Source organism: Amycolatopsis sp. NPDC005232 (assembly GCF_040607795.1).
Lineage (GTDB): Bacteria > Actinomycetota > Actinomycetes > Mycobacteriales > Pseudonocardiaceae > Amycolatopsis.
This window is the reverse complement of the sequence record NZ_JBEXHL010000009.1, coordinates 1-13,634: the sequence shown is the minus strand read 5'-3', so window position 1 is coordinate 13,634 and position 13,634 is coordinate 1. Positions and strand designations below refer to the sequence as shown.

Genomic DNA, 13,634 nt, shown 5'->3' with positions numbered 1-13,634 from the left:
CGCCTAACTTAGCTGCCTGGTGTCGTCCGCGTCTCGGCTCATCTCGTAGTAGTTCACCGCCTCGAAGAAATGCCCCACCACGGGCGCCAGCTTGTCGAACGGCCACGCCGGCACATCCGCCACGTTCGCATCATCCGGCGGCTCGATGCAGACAATCATCCTCCAGTTGGCGTACGATCCACTGATCTTCCAAGACTGGCGCATGGGTTTCCTCCTCCGCGAGAACACGAGCCAAACGTTCTCCCGATGCCAGAACCGCACGCAACCTTCCTTCAGGTGAGCGATCTTTCGTGCCACCGTGGCAAGAGGACAAAGTGTGCCCATGACGAAGAACAAAGGAGTCTCCGTTCGGCAGCGGAGAGTTTCCGGGGAACTGCGCCGGCTGCGGGTGCTGCGCAAAATGACCTGCAAAGAGGTGGCGCAGGGCGTGGACTTCTCGGAGAGCAAAATCAGCCGCATGGAAACGGGCGACCGCGGCTTGTACCCCGACGACGTCGCCGCGATCCTGGGTTTCCTGCAAGCACCGTCGGATCTGCGGCAAGAGCTCATGGCCCTCGTGAGGGGTGGCGAAGAGCGCAACTGGCATGAAGTGAACGGGAAGCTGCCACCGACCTGGAAGGACCTGATCCGGTTCGAGGAGCAGGCTTCGACCATCAAGAACTACGAGACCCTGCTGATCCCCGGCATCGCCCAGATCCCCGAGTACGCCCGCGCTCTACTTCACGGCGGCGATCCGAAGCTCACAGAAGCAGAACTCGAAAGCCTCGTTGCCGCGAGGGCCAAGCGCCAGCTGATTCTCAGTCGAAGCAACGCGCCCATTGTGCATCTTCTGGTGGATGAGATGGCCCTTCACCGGCCGATCGGCGATGAAGCGACCATGCATGCCCAGATCCATCGCCTGCTGATCCTCGGTAGAAGGTCGAATGTCACGTTGCAGATCGTTCCCTTTGCGATCGGGGCGCATCCGGGCCTGAGCGGCCCGTTCGTCCTTCTCGAATTCGACAATGAGCCGACCCTCGCGCATGTGGAGAGCCGCGGGACCAGCAGCTTCCTTGAAGAGGATGACTTTGTCGACAGAGTCAAGTTGACCTGGCGTGACATTCGCTCGATCGCCCTGTCAACTAGCGACTCCTCCCGGATGATTGCCGATATGATCGGCGAGCCGACCTAGATGGAGGAGTACGAACCATGATCGCCCCAAGCTTCACCCAGGCCACGTGGCGCAAGAGCTCCTACACCACCAACGAGTCCAACTGCGTCGAGTTCGCGGCCTGGCACAAGAGTTGCCACAGCACCGACCAGTCCAACTGCATCGAAGTTGCCGCGTCGTCGGTCGAGATCGGGATCCGGGACACCAAGGACCGCGCAGGTGGTCACCTGACCGTCTCGCCTGGTGCCTGGGTCGCCTTCCTCAGCTCCGCGCGCTAGCGAACCAGCGAACCCACCGCCGCTGCCAGGCCGTTTCGACGGCCCGGTGGTGGTGGTTCTCGCGCACCCACGCCACCGCGTCGTCGGCCCCGAGGCCGGAGAGCGTGACAAGGCAGGCGAGGACCGTGCCGGTGCGGCCGACCCCTCCGTAACACGCCACCTCTACCGATTCCCCTGCCAGCGCGCGGGTATGCAGCGCGAGGATCTTGCGCCGCGCATCAGCCCAGTTCAGCGGCAGCAGGAAGTCCGGCCAGTGGATCCAGTCGTGGTCCCAAGTGAGCCCGTCGTCGTACTTGCGGCGCAATCGCCCCGACCCCAGGTAGAGACCATAACCAGGCGCCGGGCCTTCCGGCGCGGGCCGGCCGAGGCCGCGGCCGCGGACCTGGGCGCCGTCGGGCAGTGCGAGGGTCCCCACCAGAGCAGATGCCATCGCCCCATCTTGTCCCTTATCCGTCGTTCGATGGACCCCGAGCGACCCCGATCGGGCTAGGCTGCCCCGGGTGAGTGACGACGCAGCCCTTCCGAGCCCCGACCAGATGCGGGCCTCCGACGCCGACCGCGAGCAGGTCGCGCAGGTTCTGCACCAAGCCCTGTCCGAGGGCCGCATCACGATCACCGAGCTCGAAGAACGGCTCTCCACCGTCTACGCGGCGAAGACCATCGGCGAGCTGAAGCCCGTGACCCGCGACCTGCCGATCGGCGCCACGCCCACCACGCCCTCCACAGCTCTGCAGCCGGCCACCAGCCGCGCCCTCGGCCTCCCCGACAGCCGCATCGGCGGCCACCCGGGCTCCAACGTCTCGATCGGCGTCCTCTCCGGCGCCATCCGCAAGGGCAGCTGGGTACTCCCGCCGCAGCACACGAGCGTCGCCTTCTGGGGCGGCGCGGAGATCGACCTGCGCAGCGCCCGCTTCGCCGACAAACAGTCGACCATCACCGCCGTCGCCATCATGGGCGGCATCGAGATCACGGTCCCCGACGACATCAACGTCGACGTCACCGGCCTCGGCCTCATGGGCGGCTTCGTCCTCGAAGACAAATCCGGCGCCCCACCCGCGCCGGCCACAGCCCCCACCCTGACCATCAACGGCCTCGCCTTCTGGGGTGGCGTGGTCGTCTACCGCAAGAAGGCGAAGAAGGACAACCCGCAGATCGAATCCTGAACGCAGGCCAGGTAGCACAACAAGGTCGACGCCCACCTGGTGTGGACATCGACCCCGTGGGAACTGATCACGAGCGGGGTTGGCGTGCCCGGCTGGTGAAGTGGGCGACGGCAGCCGCGATTCCCAAGAGCAGGCCGAGGGCGACGAGATAGGGGCCGAACGTCAGCGCGACGTCGGCGCCGATGTTCGCCCCATTTCCGGAGTCAGAGGCCTGGTAACTGATGGATCCGACAGACAGCACCACCGCTCCGACCGTGATCACGATGATTGCCCCCAGGCCGAGGCCCTTCGTCACGCCTGTCATGGATTCTCCCCTGGCTGTGATCGCCGGTGCCCTCATGATGTGAGCGACCGAACTGCCGAAGCCCGCAGGGAACTTTCCCCTGCGCCAACGGTTTCAGCGTTGCGACAGGTGCGCGTCCATGCGGGGACGGTTTCCTCGCTGCGTCACCCGAGGGGGTATCGCCGCCGGTTGATCTTGCCTCGCACGATGGCACCGCGGGGTCAAACCGTCGCAAGTAACCCGAACAGAGGAACCGGCCATCGGGCCCACGCAGGCCCGCAACACCTCCTTCGTGATCTGTGGACAACCCACCCGACCCCGGGCAGTCATCCACAGATTTCCGTGAGTGACCCGGCACAGGACGTGGCCGACCTACACTCACAGGCATGACCACAACCACCAGCCCGAACGCGGCGCCGGACACCCCGGCGCCGCTGGCGGACGTGACTCGCGACGAGGCGAGCCTGCGGCGGTTCCTGCACGGGCTGCCCGGCGTCGACCAGGTCGGGGTCGAGCAGCGAGCGGCGGCCTTGGGCACACGCAGCATCAAGAAAGACGCCAAGCGCTGGGCGATCGACACCGCCATCTCGATGGTCGACCTGACCACGCTGGAAGGCGCCGACACACGCGGCAAGGTCCGCGGGCTGGCGGCGAAGGCCCTGCGCCCGGACCCGGAGCGGCAGGACTGCCCGCGCGTGGCCGCCGTGTGCGTGTACCCCGACATGGTCGAGGCCGCGGTCGACGCGCTCAAGGGCAGCGCCGTGCACGTGGCGAGCGTCGCGACCGGGTTCCCGTCCGGGCGCACCAGTCGTGAGGTCAAGCTGGCTGACACGAGACTGGCCGTGGAGTACGGCGCCGACGAGGTCGACATGGTGATCGACCGCGGCGCGTTCCTCGAAGGCCGCTACATGGACGTCTTCGACGAGATCCGCGCGATCAAGGTGGCGTCCGGCGAAGCGCACCTGAAGGTGATCCTGGAGACCGGCGAGCTGGCGACGTACGACAACGTCCGCCGCGCGTCGTGGCTCGCGCTCCTCGCGGGTGGTGACTTCATCAAGACGTCCACCGGCAAGGTGTCCCCCGCCGCGACGCTGCCCGTCACCCACGTGATGCTGCAGGCGGTGCACGACTGGCACGAGCAGACCGGCGAGCTGCGCGGCGTGAAGCCCGCGGGCGGCATCCGCACGGCGAAGGACGCGATCAAGTACCTGGTCGCCGTGCACGAGGTGGCCGGCGAGCAGTGGCTGACCCCGGACCTGTTCCGCTTCGGCGCGTCCAGCCTGCTCAACGACCTGCTGCTGCAGCGGCGCACCCAGGTGGACGGCCACTACAGCGGCCCCGACTACGTGACGGTGGACTGACATGGGCATCTTCGAATACGCCCCCGCGCCCGAGTCGCGCGACATCGCGAACCTCAAGGACCACTACCGGCCGTTCATCGGCGGCGAGTTCGTCGACGGTTCGGGCGAGCCGCTCAAGACGGTGAACCCGGCCACCGAGGAAATCCTCGCCGAGGTCGGCACGGCGTCGGTGTCCGATGTGGACACCGCGGTGCGCGCGGCGCGCAAAGCCTACGACACCGTCTGGTCGAAGATGCCGGGCAGCGAACGCGCGAAGTACCTCTTCCGCATCGCTCGCCTGATCCAGGAGCGCTCGCGCGAGCTGGCCGTGCTGGAGTCGCTCGACAACGGCAAGCCCATCAAGGAATCGCGCGACTCCGACGTCCCCACGGCGGCGGCGCACTTCTTCTACCACGCCGGCTGGGCCGACAAGCTGGAGTACGCGGGCTACGGCCCGAACCCGAAGCCGCTGGGGGTCGCGGGCCAGGTGATCCCATGGAACTTCCCGCTGCTGATGCTGGCGTGGAAGATCGCGCCCGCGCTGGCCACCGGCAACACCGTCGTCCTCAAGCCGGCGGAGACCACGCCGCTCACGGCGCTGGTGTTCGCCGAGATCTGCCAGCAGGCCGAACTGCCGCCGGGTGTCGTGAACATCCTGCCGGGCGCCGGGGACATCGGTGCGGCCATCGTCGAACACGGTGACGTCGACAAGATCGCGTTCACCGGCTCCACCGAGGTCGGCAAGCTGATCCAGCGCACGGTGGCGGGCACTCGCAAGAAGCTCACGCTGGAGCTGGGCGGCAAGGCGGCCAACGTCGTGTTCGACGACGCGCCGCTGGACCAGGCCGTGGAGGGGATCGTCAACGGGATCTTCTTCAACCAGGGCCACGTCTGCTGCGCGGGTTCTCGGCTGCTGGTGCAGGAATCCGTGGCCGAGGAGGTCATGGAAAAGCTGCGCTACCGAGTCTCGACGCTGCGGATGGGCGACCCGCTCGACAAGAACACCGACATCGGCGCCATCAACTCCGCCGAGCAGCTGGCGAAGATCCGCGGGCTCGTGGAATCGGGCGACGCGGAGGGCGCGCAGCGCTGGACCAGCCCGTGCCCGGTGCCCGACCGCGGGTTCTTCTTCGCTCCCACGGTGTTCTCGGATGTGCACCAGTCGATGCGGATCGCGCGCGAGGAGATCTTCGGGCCGGTGCTGTCGGTGCTCACGTTCCGCACGCCGGACGAGGCCGTCGCGAAGGCCAACAACACGCCGTACGGACTGTCGGCCGGCATCTGGACCGAGAAGGGCTCGCGCATCCTCTGGATGGCGAACAAGCTCCGGGCCGGCGTCGTCTGGGCCAACACGTTCAACCGCTTCGACCCCGCCGCGCCGTTCGGCGGCTACCAGGAGTCCGGGTTCGGCCGCGAGGGCGGGCGCACTGGGCTGGAGGCCTACCTCGATGTCTGATTCAAAGCAGTCCGAGTCTCGCATATCCGTCGCCAAGACGTACAAGCTCTACATCGGCGGGGCCTTCCCTCGTTCGGAGTCGGGCCGGGTCTACCCCGTCACCGATCCGCAGGGGAAGTTCCTGGCCAACGCGGCGCACGCGTCGCGCAAGGACGTGCGTGATGCCGTCGTGGCGGCGCGCAAAGCGTTCCCCGGCTGGTCGGGCGCCACGGCCTACAACCGCGGTCAGGTGCTCTACCGCGTCGCCGAGATGCTGGAGGGCCGGCGCGAGCAGTTCGTGAGCGAGGTCGCCGCGTCGGAAGGTCTCGCGCCGAGCCAGGCGGAGTCCCTTGTGGACGCCGCCATCGACCGCTGGGTCTGGTACGCCGGGTGGACGGACAAGATCGCGTCGGTGCTCGGCGCGGCGAACCCCGTTGCGGGGCCGTACTTCTCGTTCACTGTGCCCGAGCCCACGGGCGTGGTCGGCGTGCTCGCTCCGCAGGCGTCGTCACTGCTCGGCCTGGTGAGCGTGCTGGCGCCGGTGCTGGCCGGTGGCTCCACGGCCGTCGTCGTCTCGAGCGCCGAGCGGCCGCTGCCGGCGATCACGCTGTCGGAGGTCCTGGCGACGTCCGACCTGCCCGGCGGTGTCGCCAACGTGCTGACCGGCCGCGCGGCCGAGCTCGGCCCGTGGCTGGCTTCGCACGGTGACGTCAACGCGCTCGACCCGACCGGCGCCACGCCGGAGGACCGCATCACGCTGGCGCGCGAGGCGGCGGGCACGGTCAAGCGCGTGCTCAGGGTCCCCGACGCCGAACCCGACTGGACGCCGACGCCGGACCTCTCGCGGCTGCGCCGGTACCTGGAGGCGAAGACCGTCTGGCACCCGCTGGGCGTCTGATCCCGGACTGACCAACGGAAAAGGGGCGGGCGGCACCCCCTGGTGTGCCGCCCGCCCCTGAAACAAGAGCCGTCACGCAGTCGGCGCGAGCCCCTGCGTCACCGCGCCGACGTCGATGGTGTGGCTGACCGAGTCGGCGTCGACCTCGCCGAGGGTCCAGTCCACGTTGACGTTCGGGTTGATGTAGTCACCGTGCTGGTTGGAGTCGGACGGCGCCACGACGTTGAGCCCGTTGGGCGTCTGCTGCTGGGCGTAGGGCTCGATGCCGGTCCAGTGCAGCGGCACGTAGGCCGAGGAACCGTCGACGAGCGCCACCGCGGGCGCGTCGGCCGGGGCCTGGTTGTTGATCAGCACGTTGTGCGCGCCGATGAGGTCCACCTCGAGGTTGCCGGGCAGGTAGCAGCGCTCGCCCGGGTTGGCGGTGAACTGCAGGGCGCCGTAGCGGTTGCCCGCGCCCGCGCCGCCGTAGACGAGCTTCGAGGTGAACTGGTTCGACGTGCACGGCTGCACCGACGAAGCAGACGACGCAGCCGAAGCCGGCGCGGCGCTCGCGGTGCCGGCAGCCAGAGCCGTTGCCCCGGCGGCGATCCCGGCCACTGCGACGGCGGCGACAACGCGGCTGATGGTCTTGCGTGTGGTCATCTCGGACTCTCCCCTGTTCGATCCCGGGCAGCCTCTCCGCCCGGCAGAACGACCGTTTTGGTGATTCATTCCCCTCGGTCGCTCTCACCAGGAAAGACGTCCACGCCAGAAGCGGGATGTCCGGCTGTGGGATCAGCCGCAGAAACGCAACCCCAGCCGCCCCGAAGCGTCACAAAGAGTGAACACGCGCGCGGGCGCGGTTCAGTTGACCGGTGCCGTTCAGCTCGTCGGCGTGGTTCAGTTGATGTCGTGCCGGCCCAGCGGCCGACCCGGCAACGGCGTCCCCGGCCGGGCCTGCAGCCCGTCGATCATGATCGCGATGCTGCGTGCGGTGGACATCCGGGCGATTTCCGGCGAACGGGACTCCAGCTGCCGCAGCAGCAGCGCGAACAGCATGGCCACGTCGCCCTCGGCGACGTCCGGGCGCAACGTCCCCTCGTTCTGCGCGCCCTGCACCATCGCTTCCAGCTCGACCAGCAGCTCTTCGCGCAACCTCGCGATCGCCGGGTCTTCCTTGAGGATCTCGTGCGCCTTCTTCGACAACATCGCCAGCTGCACGGAAAGGTGCAGCTCAACGGACTGGTGCAGCAGCCGCACCAGCGCCCGCCAAGCCGTGGGCTCCTGCTCGGCCGCCTCGCGCGCGTCGTCCAGCACCCGCGAGAAGTTGTCGACGGCCACCGCCCGGATCAGCGCTTCGCGGTCGGGGAAGCGCCGGTACAGCGTGCCGACGCCGACGCCGGCCGCGCGGGCGATCTCCTCCATCGGCACCTCGGGTCCGAACTCCGCGAAGATCGTGCGCGCCGCGGCGATGATCTGGTCGCGGTTGCGCCGCGCGTCCGCACGCAAGGGGACCTGGGGATCCGCACTCATGGCCCACCTTCCGCTCGCCGGGAACTCGTTACGCGCGCAAATTCTCGCATGGACGGCGCTCCACGCACTGCGACCACAACCCGTCACCCCTTTGCTAGTGGACGAAGATCCTCCGCTTCGGTACCGTGGGAAATGAACCGGAATGTAATCCTCCACATACATTGCGTAAAGGTTCAAAACCACCAAAAGGGGATCACACCATGACAGAAGTTGCCGAACCCGAGCTCGCCAGCTTCCCGATGGCGCGCACGTGCCCGTTCGCGCCGCCGCCGGAATACGAGCGTTTCGAGGACGAGCGCGCGAAGCTCGTCGAGCTCGACTCGGGCCAGCGCGCCTGGGTGCTGTCGAAGCACGAAGACGTGCGCTCGATGCTGAACGACCCCCGGTTCAGCTCCAACCGCTTCAACCCGGGCTTCCCGGTCCTGTTCCGCGACGGGGCGCCGCGGCGCGAGCGCAAGCTCAACCCGTCGCTGATCAACATGGACGCGCCGGAGCACGGCCCCGCGCGCCGCGAGGTCGTCGGCGAGTTCACTGTGAAGCGGATGAAGGCACTTCAGCCGCGCATCCAGGAGATCGTCGACGAGCACATCGACGCGATCCTCGCCGGCGACCAGCCCGCCGACCTGGTTTCTGCGCTGTCGCTGCCGGTGCCCTCGCTCGTGATCTGCGAGCAGCTCGGCGTCCCCTACGCCGACCACGACTTCTTCCAGAAGCACAGCTCGCGCATCCTCAACCGCGAGGTCACCTCCGACGAGCGGCTGGAATCCGTTCTCGCCCTGGAGGAGTACCTCGACAAGCTGGTCGCGGGCAAGGAGGAGAACCCCTCCGACGACCTGCTCGGCCGCCAGATCGCGAAGAAGCGCGAAGAAGGCGAGTACGACCGCAACGACCTCACGTCGCTCGCGTTCCTGCTGCTCATCGCCGGTCACGAGACCACGGCGAACATGATCTCGCTCGGCACCGTCGCGCTGCTGGAGAACCCCGACCAGCTCGAGGCGATCAAGGCCGACCCCGGCAAGACGCTCGACGCCGTCGAGGAGCTGCTGCGCTACTTCACCATCGCCGAGTTCGCGACCACCCGCGTCGCGGTCGAGGACGTGGAAATCGCGGGCGTCACGATCAAGGCCGGCGAGGGCGTGCTGGGCCTGAGCTACGCCGCCAACTTCGACGGCGATGCCTTCCCCGAGCCCGAAAAGCTCGACATCACCCGTGGTGGGCGCAAGCACGTGGCGTTCGGCTTCGGCGCGCACCAGTGCCTCGGCCAGAACCTCGCGCGCATGGAGCTGCAGATCGTGTTCGACACGCTGTTCCGCCGCATCCCGACCCTGAAGCTGGCCGCCCCGGTCGACCAGCTGCCGTTCAAGCACGACTCCGCGATCTTCGGTCTCCACTGTCTGCCCGTCACCTGGTGAGGGAGGAAGCATGAGCACGATGGAGGAACTCCCGGTCGCCCGGAAGTGCCCGTTCGCGCCGCCGGAGGAGTACACGGCCACGCGCGAAGAGGCGCCAGTGCACCGGGTGAAGATCCCGGACGGCAAGCAAGCCTGGACGGTCTCGCGGCACGAGGACGTGCGGGCCGTGCTCAACGACCCGCGGTTCTCCGCCGACCGCCTCCACCCCGACTTCCCGACGCTCGTCCCGGGCGGCAACGTCATCCGCCGCACCGAGGCCGAGCGCACGATGCTGGCGATGGACGCGCCGCAGCACGGCCCGGAACGCAAGGCGGTGCTCGGGGAGTTCACCGTCAAGCGTGTCGCGGAGCTGAAGCCGCGGATCCAGGAGATCGTCGACGGCCTGATCGACGACATCCTCGAAGCCGACGGGCCCGTCGACCTGGTGGAGAAGCTCGCGCTGCCGGTCCCCTCGCTCGTGATCTGCGAAATGCTCGGCGTCCCCTACGAAGACCACGAGTTCTTCCAGGAGAACACCAAGCAGCTCATCAATCGCGCCACCTCGGCCGACGACCGGCGCGCCGCGTTCGAGCGCGTGCAGCGGTACATGGGCGAGCTCATCGCGAAAAAGGAAGCCGACCCTGGTGACGACCTCATCAGCCGGCAGATCGCGAAGCGGCGCGAAGACGGCACGTACGACCGGGCGAAGCTCGTCAGCCTCGCGTTCCTGCTGCTCGCGGCCGGGCACGAGACCACGGCGAACATGATCTCGCTCGGCACCGTCGCGTTCCTGCGGAACCCCGAGCAGCTGGCGCTGATCAAAGCCGACCCGGCCAAGACGCTGACCGCCGTCGAGGAGCTGCTGCGCTACTTCTCCATCGTCGACAACACCACGCGTATGGCGAAGGAAGACGTCGAGATCGGCGGCGTCACCATCCCCGCCGGCGACGGCGTGGTGGTGATGACGTACGCGGCGAACTGGGACCCCGAGGCGTTCGAGGACTCGTCGGCGTTCGACATCGAGCGCGGGGCGCGCCACCACGTGGCGTTCGGTTTCGGGCCGCACCAGTGCCTCGGCCAGAACCTCGCACGGACGGAACTGCAGATCGTGTTCGACACGCTGTTCCGCCGGATCCCCTCCTTGAAGCTGGCCGTCGACGTCGACGACCTGCCGTTCAAGGACGACGCGCTCATCTACGGCCTTTACGAACTGCCCGTGACCCGGTGAAGGAGGAGCGATGACCACGGCCGAGGAAATCGAACTGCCGGTGGCGCGAAAGTGCCCGTTCGCACCGCCCGAGGAGTACACGCAGATCCGCGAGGAACAGCCGATCACGCGCGTGAAGATCCCCGACGGCAAAGACGCCTGGGTGGTCTCGCGGCACGAGGACGTGCGGACGGTGCTCAACGACCGCCGTTTCTCCTCCGACCGCTTCAACCCGAACTTCCCGATCCTGGTCAAGGGCGGCAACGTCTTCCGCCAGACCAACGCCGAGCGCACCATGATCACGATGGACGCGCCGGAACACGGCCCCGCGCGCAAGTCGGTGCTGGGCGAGTTCACGGTGAAGCGCGTGAACGCGATGCGGCCGCGGATCCAGGAGATCGTCGACGGCTTGATCGACGAGATCCTCGCGTCGGAAGGGCCTGTCGACCTGGTCGAGAAACTGTCGCTGCCGGTCCCGTCGCTCGTGATCTGCGAGCTGCTGGGCGTGCCCTACTCCGAGCACGACTTCTTCCAGGAGAACACGGCGAAGCTGCTCAAGCGCACGGTGAGCTTCGAGGAGCGGCGCACGGCGTTCGAGCGCGTGCGCGGCTACCTCGACCAGCTCGTCACAACCAAGGAGGCCGACCCGGGCGACGACCTGCTGGGCCGGCAGATCGTGAAGCTGCGCGAGGAAGGCACATACGAACACCGCGCGGTCGTCGGCCTGTCGTTCCTGCTGCTCCTGGCGGGACACGAGACCACGGCGAACATGATCTCGCTCGGCACCGTCGGACTGTTGCAGAACCCTTCGCAGCTCGACGCGATCAAGGCCGACCCCGGCAAGACGCTCGACGCGGTGGAGGAACTGCTGCGCTACTTCACGATCGTCGACACGGCCACCGCGCGCGTCGCGGTGGAGGACGTGGAGCTCGGCGGGATCACCATCCGGTCGGGTGAAGGTGTGCTCGCGCTCGGGTACACGGCGAACTGGGACCCGACGGTGTTCGACGAGCCCTCGAAGCTGGACATCACGCGGGGCGCGCGCCACCACGTCGCCTTCGGCTTCGGCCCGCACCAGTGCCTCGGGCAGAACCTGGCCCGCGCCGAACTGCAGATCGTGTTCGACACGCTGTTCCGCCGCATCCCTGGTCTCAAGCTGGCCGCCGATGTCGACGACCTGCCCTTCAAGGAAGACGCGTCGATCTACGGGCTGTACCGGCTGCCGGTGACCTGGTAGAGATCAGTCTGCTCCCACCACGAGCCAGGAAGAGGAAGTCATGAAGATCATCGCGGACACCGGCAAGTGCGTCGGCGCCGGCCAGTGCGTGCTCACCGAGCCCGCCCTGTTCGACCAGAGCGAGGACGACGGCACGGTGATCGTGCTCAACGAGACGCCCGAGGGTGAGCTCGTGGACAAGGCCCGCGAGGCCGTGAACGTCTGCCCGAGCCAGGCGCTCTCGTTGCAGGACTGAGTCACCTCTTCACGGCGGTGAAGAGCACCGTCGTGTAGTCGCAGGCGAACTGGCCGCCGCGAGCGTCGATGACGGCGCCCACGGCGGTCAGTACTGCCTTTCGCTGCTTTTCGGACACGCGCGTGAGGCCGCCCTGGGTGGGGAGCAGGTCGAGGTACTCGTCGCGGGTGTAGTTCTGGTGCCAGTGGTATTCGTGTCGCTGGGGTTCTTCGAAATCGGTGCCGGTGAAGGTCTTTTCGATCAACGGCCGGTACGCGTCGGGCGTCGGGACTCGTTTCCCGTCGAACTTGATCGGTGATTCCGGGACGGCTTGGGTGAAGGCCTCGCCGAACGCCCGCGCGATGTCTTGCGGTGGCACGAAGAGGTGCCAGAACAACGCGAGCACTCCCCCGGGCTTGAGCACTTCGGCCGCCTTCTCGGCGCCCTTGACGGGGTCGACCCAGTGCCAGGCTTGCCCGGAGACGACGGCGTCGAAGGTGCGGCCGTTCGCGTCCCAGGTCTCGAAGGTGGCCACTTCGACGTCGAGGTTCTGCTTTCGCGCGAACTCGGCCATCCGCTCGTCGGGCTCCACGCCGAGCACCACGTTGCCCCTGTCCTGCAGCTGCTTCGCGACGATCCCGGTCCCCGCGCCGACGTCGAGCACCTTCGGCCCGGCCGCCGCCAGGCGATCGATCAACGCGGCCGGATACCGGGGTCGCGCCCGGTCGTAGCGCTGCGCGTCAATCCCGAACGACTCGGCGGTCGCCCTCAACTCATGCGGCTCCGGTAATGTGGGCATGCGCCCACTCTAGTGGGCACGTGCCCACTAGAGCCAGGAGTCTCGCTTTGCCGACCGGCGTCCACCTCCGCGACGTGCGCACCCAGCTCTTCGAGGCCGCCGAACGCGTCCTGCTGCGCTCCGGCCCCAGCGCCCTGACCAGCCGCGCCGTGACCGACGAGGCCGGCTGTGCGAAAGGTGTGCTGCACAAGCACTTCACCGACTTCGACGGCTTCCTGGCCGAGCTGGTCCTGGACCGCATCGCACACGTGGAGGCCCGCTCGGACTCGCTCGTCGCGGCCGCCGGGACCGGCTCGGTCGTCGACACGGTCGCGGACGTACTCACCGAGGTGTTCTCGTCGGTCGCCGTGTCGATCGTCGCCCTGATCACCTTCCGCGACGACCTGCGTTCGCGGTTGCGCGCCGCCCGCCCCGGCCCCGGCGTCCCCTTGGCCACGGACGCCGCCCTCATGCTGGCGCGCTACCTCACCGCCGAACGCACCCTCGGCCGCCTCTCCGCCGCCGCCGACGTCGACACCCTCGCCGCCACCCTGGTCGGTACGGGCCACCTGCTCTTCGCCGACCGCACCGGCACGCCACCGGAACCGGCCACCGTCCGCCGCATGACCACCTCACTACTGTCCGACGCCCTCCCCTAGCGCCTTCCCCCACCGCCCCAATGTGGCATTGGTTGCGTTGAACGCACCCAATGTGGCGTTCGGGGGGGTGTTTGGGACCCAACCCCACA

At 68.0% G+C, this 13,634-nt stretch carries 17 protein-coding genes; 11 read left to right on the top strand and 6 right to left on the bottom strand.

The window, feature by feature from the left end:
• Positions 1 to 3: 3 nt before the first annotated feature.
• Positions 4 to 204 (bottom strand): hypothetical protein, encoded by a 201-nt coding sequence (locus tag ABZU76_RS18665; protein WP_220246255.1) that lies wholly within the window; start codon positions 202 to 204, stop codon positions 4 to 6.
• Between the two features lie 118 nt (positions 205 to 322).
• On the opposite strand from ABZU76_RS18665, the gene ABZU76_RS18660 reads away from it, so the two are divergent.
• Positions 323 to 1,171: a helix-turn-helix transcriptional regulator gene (locus ABZU76_RS18660; RefSeq protein WP_354870924.1), complete on the top strand. Its 849-nt coding sequence runs from the start codon at positions 323 to 325 to the stop codon at positions 1,169 to 1,171.
• Positions 1,172 to 1,188: 17 nt separating this feature from the next.
• Complete coding sequence (locus tag ABZU76_RS18655) at positions 1,189 to 1,428, top strand: DUF397 domain-containing protein (RefSeq protein ID WP_354870922.1); 240 nt, start codon at positions 1,189 to 1,191, stop codon at positions 1,426 to 1,428.
• On the opposite strand, the gene ABZU76_RS18650 is transcribed toward ABZU76_RS18655, so the two are convergent.
• Complete coding sequence (locus ABZU76_RS18650) at positions 1,412 to 1,858, bottom strand: protein-tyrosine phosphatase family protein (protein WP_354870919.1); 447 nt, start codon at positions 1,856 to 1,858, stop codon at positions 1,412 to 1,414. The two genes, ABZU76_RS18655 and ABZU76_RS18650, sit on opposite strands and share 17 nt — an antisense overlap.
• 106 nt (positions 1,859 to 1,964) lie before the next feature.
• Between ABZU76_RS18650 and ABZU76_RS18645 the strand changes: the two genes are divergently transcribed.
• Positions 1,965 to 2,591, top strand: a complete 627-nt coding sequence (locus ABZU76_RS18645) for a DUF1707 domain-containing protein (protein ID WP_220247358.1) — start codon at positions 1,965 to 1,967, stop codon at positions 2,589 to 2,591.
• Between the two features lie 67 nt (positions 2,592 to 2,658).
• Here ABZU76_RS18645 and ABZU76_RS18640 read toward each other — a convergent pair whose 3' ends face one another.
• A complete protein-coding gene (locus tag ABZU76_RS18640) occupies positions 2,659 to 2,895 on the bottom strand; it encodes a hypothetical protein (RefSeq protein ID WP_354870917.1) in 237 nt (78 codons plus the stop codon).
• Between the two features lie 365 nt (positions 2,896 to 3,260).
• Here ABZU76_RS18640 and deoC point away from each other — a divergent pair, with 365 nt between their 5' ends.
• The 3 genes from deoC to ABZU76_RS18625 are packed head-to-tail and all read left to right on the top strand — an operon-like array spanning position 3,261 to position 6,547.
• On the top strand, positions 3,261 to 4,235 hold the full coding sequence (deoC, locus tag ABZU76_RS18635) for a deoxyribose-phosphate aldolase (RefSeq protein WP_354870914.1): 975 nt from the start codon (positions 3,261 to 3,263) through the stop codon (positions 4,233 to 4,235).
• A gap of 1 nt (position 4,236) precedes the next feature.
• Positions 4,237 to 5,670 (top strand): aldehyde dehydrogenase family protein, encoded by a 1,434-nt coding sequence (locus tag ABZU76_RS18630; protein ID WP_354870911.1) that lies wholly within the window; start codon positions 4,237 to 4,239, stop codon positions 5,668 to 5,670.
• The gene (locus ABZU76_RS18625) at positions 5,663 to 6,547 is read left to right on the top strand and encodes an aldehyde dehydrogenase family protein (protein ID WP_354870909.1); all 885 of its coding nucleotides are present in this window, start codon (positions 5,663 to 5,665) and stop codon (positions 6,545 to 6,547) included. Before ABZU76_RS18630 ends, ABZU76_RS18625 begins: the two co-directional genes overlap by 8 nt.
• 72 nt (positions 6,548 to 6,619) lie before the next feature.
• Here the strand turns inward: ABZU76_RS18625 and ABZU76_RS18620 are convergent, their stop codons facing one another.
• Both ABZU76_RS18620 and ABZU76_RS18615 read right to left on the bottom strand, forming a co-directional pair.
• The gene (locus tag ABZU76_RS18620; RefSeq protein ID WP_354870906.1) at positions 6,620 to 7,189 is read right to left on the bottom strand and encodes a DUF4232 domain-containing protein; all 570 of its coding nucleotides are present in this window, start codon (positions 7,187 to 7,189) and stop codon (positions 6,620 to 6,622) included.
• A 237-nt stretch (positions 7,190 to 7,426) separates the two neighbouring features.
• A complete protein-coding gene (locus tag ABZU76_RS18615; RefSeq protein ID WP_220246246.1) occupies positions 7,427 to 8,059 on the bottom strand; it encodes a TetR/AcrR family transcriptional regulator in 633 nt (210 codons plus the stop codon).
• A 200-nt stretch (positions 8,060 to 8,259) separates the two neighbouring features.
• On the opposite strand from ABZU76_RS18615, the gene ABZU76_RS18610 reads away from it, so the two are divergent.
• The 4 genes from ABZU76_RS18610 to ABZU76_RS18595 are packed head-to-tail and all read left to right on the top strand — an operon-like array spanning position 8,260 to position 12,129.
• Positions 8,260 to 9,471, top strand: coding sequence for a cytochrome P450 (locus ABZU76_RS18610; protein ID WP_354870903.1), 1,212 nt, complete (start codon positions 8,260 to 8,262; stop codon positions 9,469 to 9,471).
• 10 nt (positions 9,472 to 9,481) lie between these two features.
• Entirely contained in the window at positions 9,482 to 10,678 is a 1,197-nt protein-coding gene (locus ABZU76_RS18605) for a cytochrome P450 (RefSeq protein ID WP_354870900.1), read from the top strand.
• 10 nt (positions 10,679 to 10,688) lie between these two features.
• Positions 10,689 to 11,894: a cytochrome P450 gene (locus ABZU76_RS18600; RefSeq protein ID WP_354870897.1), complete on the top strand. Its 1,206-nt coding sequence runs from the start codon at positions 10,689 to 10,691 to the stop codon at positions 11,892 to 11,894.
• 40 nt (positions 11,895 to 11,934) lie between these two features.
• A complete protein-coding gene (locus ABZU76_RS18595; RefSeq protein ID WP_354870894.1) occupies positions 11,935 to 12,129 on the top strand; it encodes a ferredoxin in 195 nt (64 codons plus the stop codon).
• Between the two features lies 1 nt (position 12,130).
• Here ABZU76_RS18595 and ABZU76_RS18590 read toward each other — a convergent pair whose 3' ends face one another.
• Positions 12,131 to 12,907, bottom strand: coding sequence for a class I SAM-dependent methyltransferase (locus ABZU76_RS18590; RefSeq protein WP_354870892.1), 777 nt, complete (start codon positions 12,905 to 12,907; stop codon positions 12,131 to 12,133).
• Between the two features lie 47 nt (positions 12,908 to 12,954).
• Between ABZU76_RS18590 and ABZU76_RS18585 the strand changes: the two genes are divergently transcribed.
• Positions 12,955 to 13,545, top strand: a complete 591-nt coding sequence (locus ABZU76_RS18585) for a TetR/AcrR family transcriptional regulator (RefSeq protein ID WP_354870889.1) — start codon at positions 12,955 to 12,957, stop codon at positions 13,543 to 13,545.
• Positions 13,546 to 13,634: the final 89 nt, after the last annotated feature.

Coding starts and splice junctions, on each gene's coding strand:
- ABZU76_RS18630 (WP_354870911.1), top strand. CDS start 4,237: ATGGGCATCTTCGAATACGCCCCCGCGCCCGAGTCGCGCGACATCGCG.
- ABZU76_RS18615 (WP_220246246.1), bottom strand. CDS start 8,059: ATGAGTGCGGATCCCCAGGTCCCCTTGCGTGCGGACGCGCGGCGCAAC.
- ABZU76_RS18610 (WP_354870903.1), top strand. CDS start 8,260: ATGACAGAAGTTGCCGAACCCGAGCTCGCCAGCTTCCCGATGGCGCGC.
- ABZU76_RS18600 (WP_354870897.1), top strand. CDS start 10,689: ATGACCACGGCCGAGGAAATCGAACTGCCGGTGGCGCGAAAGTGCCCG.
- ABZU76_RS18605 (WP_354870900.1), top strand. CDS start 9,482: ATGAGCACGATGGAGGAACTCCCGGTCGCCCGGAAGTGCCCGTTCGCG.
- ABZU76_RS18625 (WP_354870909.1), top strand. CDS start 5,663: ATGTCTGATTCAAAGCAGTCCGAGTCTCGCATATCCGTCGCCAAGACG.
- ABZU76_RS18595 (WP_354870894.1), top strand. CDS start 11,935: ATGAAGATCATCGCGGACACCGGCAAGTGCGTCGGCGCCGGCCAGTGC.
- ABZU76_RS18590 (WP_354870892.1), bottom strand. CDS start 12,907: ATGCCCACATTACCGGAGCCGCATGAGTTGAGGGCGACCGCCGAGTCG.
- ABZU76_RS18645 (WP_220247358.1), top strand. CDS start 1,965: ATGCGGGCCTCCGACGCCGACCGCGAGCAGGTCGCGCAGGTTCTGCAC.
- ABZU76_RS18655 (WP_354870922.1), top strand. CDS start 1,189: ATGATCGCCCCAAGCTTCACCCAGGCCACGTGGCGCAAGAGCTCCTAC.
- ABZU76_RS18640 (WP_354870917.1), bottom strand. CDS start 2,895: ATGACAGGCGTGACGAAGGGCCTCGGCCTGGGGGCAATCATCGTGATC.
- ABZU76_RS18665 (WP_220246255.1), bottom strand. CDS start 204: ATGCGCCAGTCTTGGAAGATCAGTGGATCGTACGCCAACTGGAGGATG.
- ABZU76_RS18660 (WP_354870924.1), top strand. CDS start 323: ATGACGAAGAACAAAGGAGTCTCCGTTCGGCAGCGGAGAGTTTCCGGG.
- ABZU76_RS18650 (WP_354870919.1), bottom strand. CDS start 1,858: ATGGCATCTGCTCTGGTGGGGACCCTCGCACTGCCCGACGGCGCCCAG.
- deoC (WP_354870914.1), top strand. CDS start 3,261: ATGACCACAACCACCAGCCCGAACGCGGCGCCGGACACCCCGGCGCCG.
- ABZU76_RS18620 (WP_354870906.1), bottom strand. CDS start 7,189: ATGACCACACGCAAGACCATCAGCCGCGTTGTCGCCGCCGTCGCAGTG.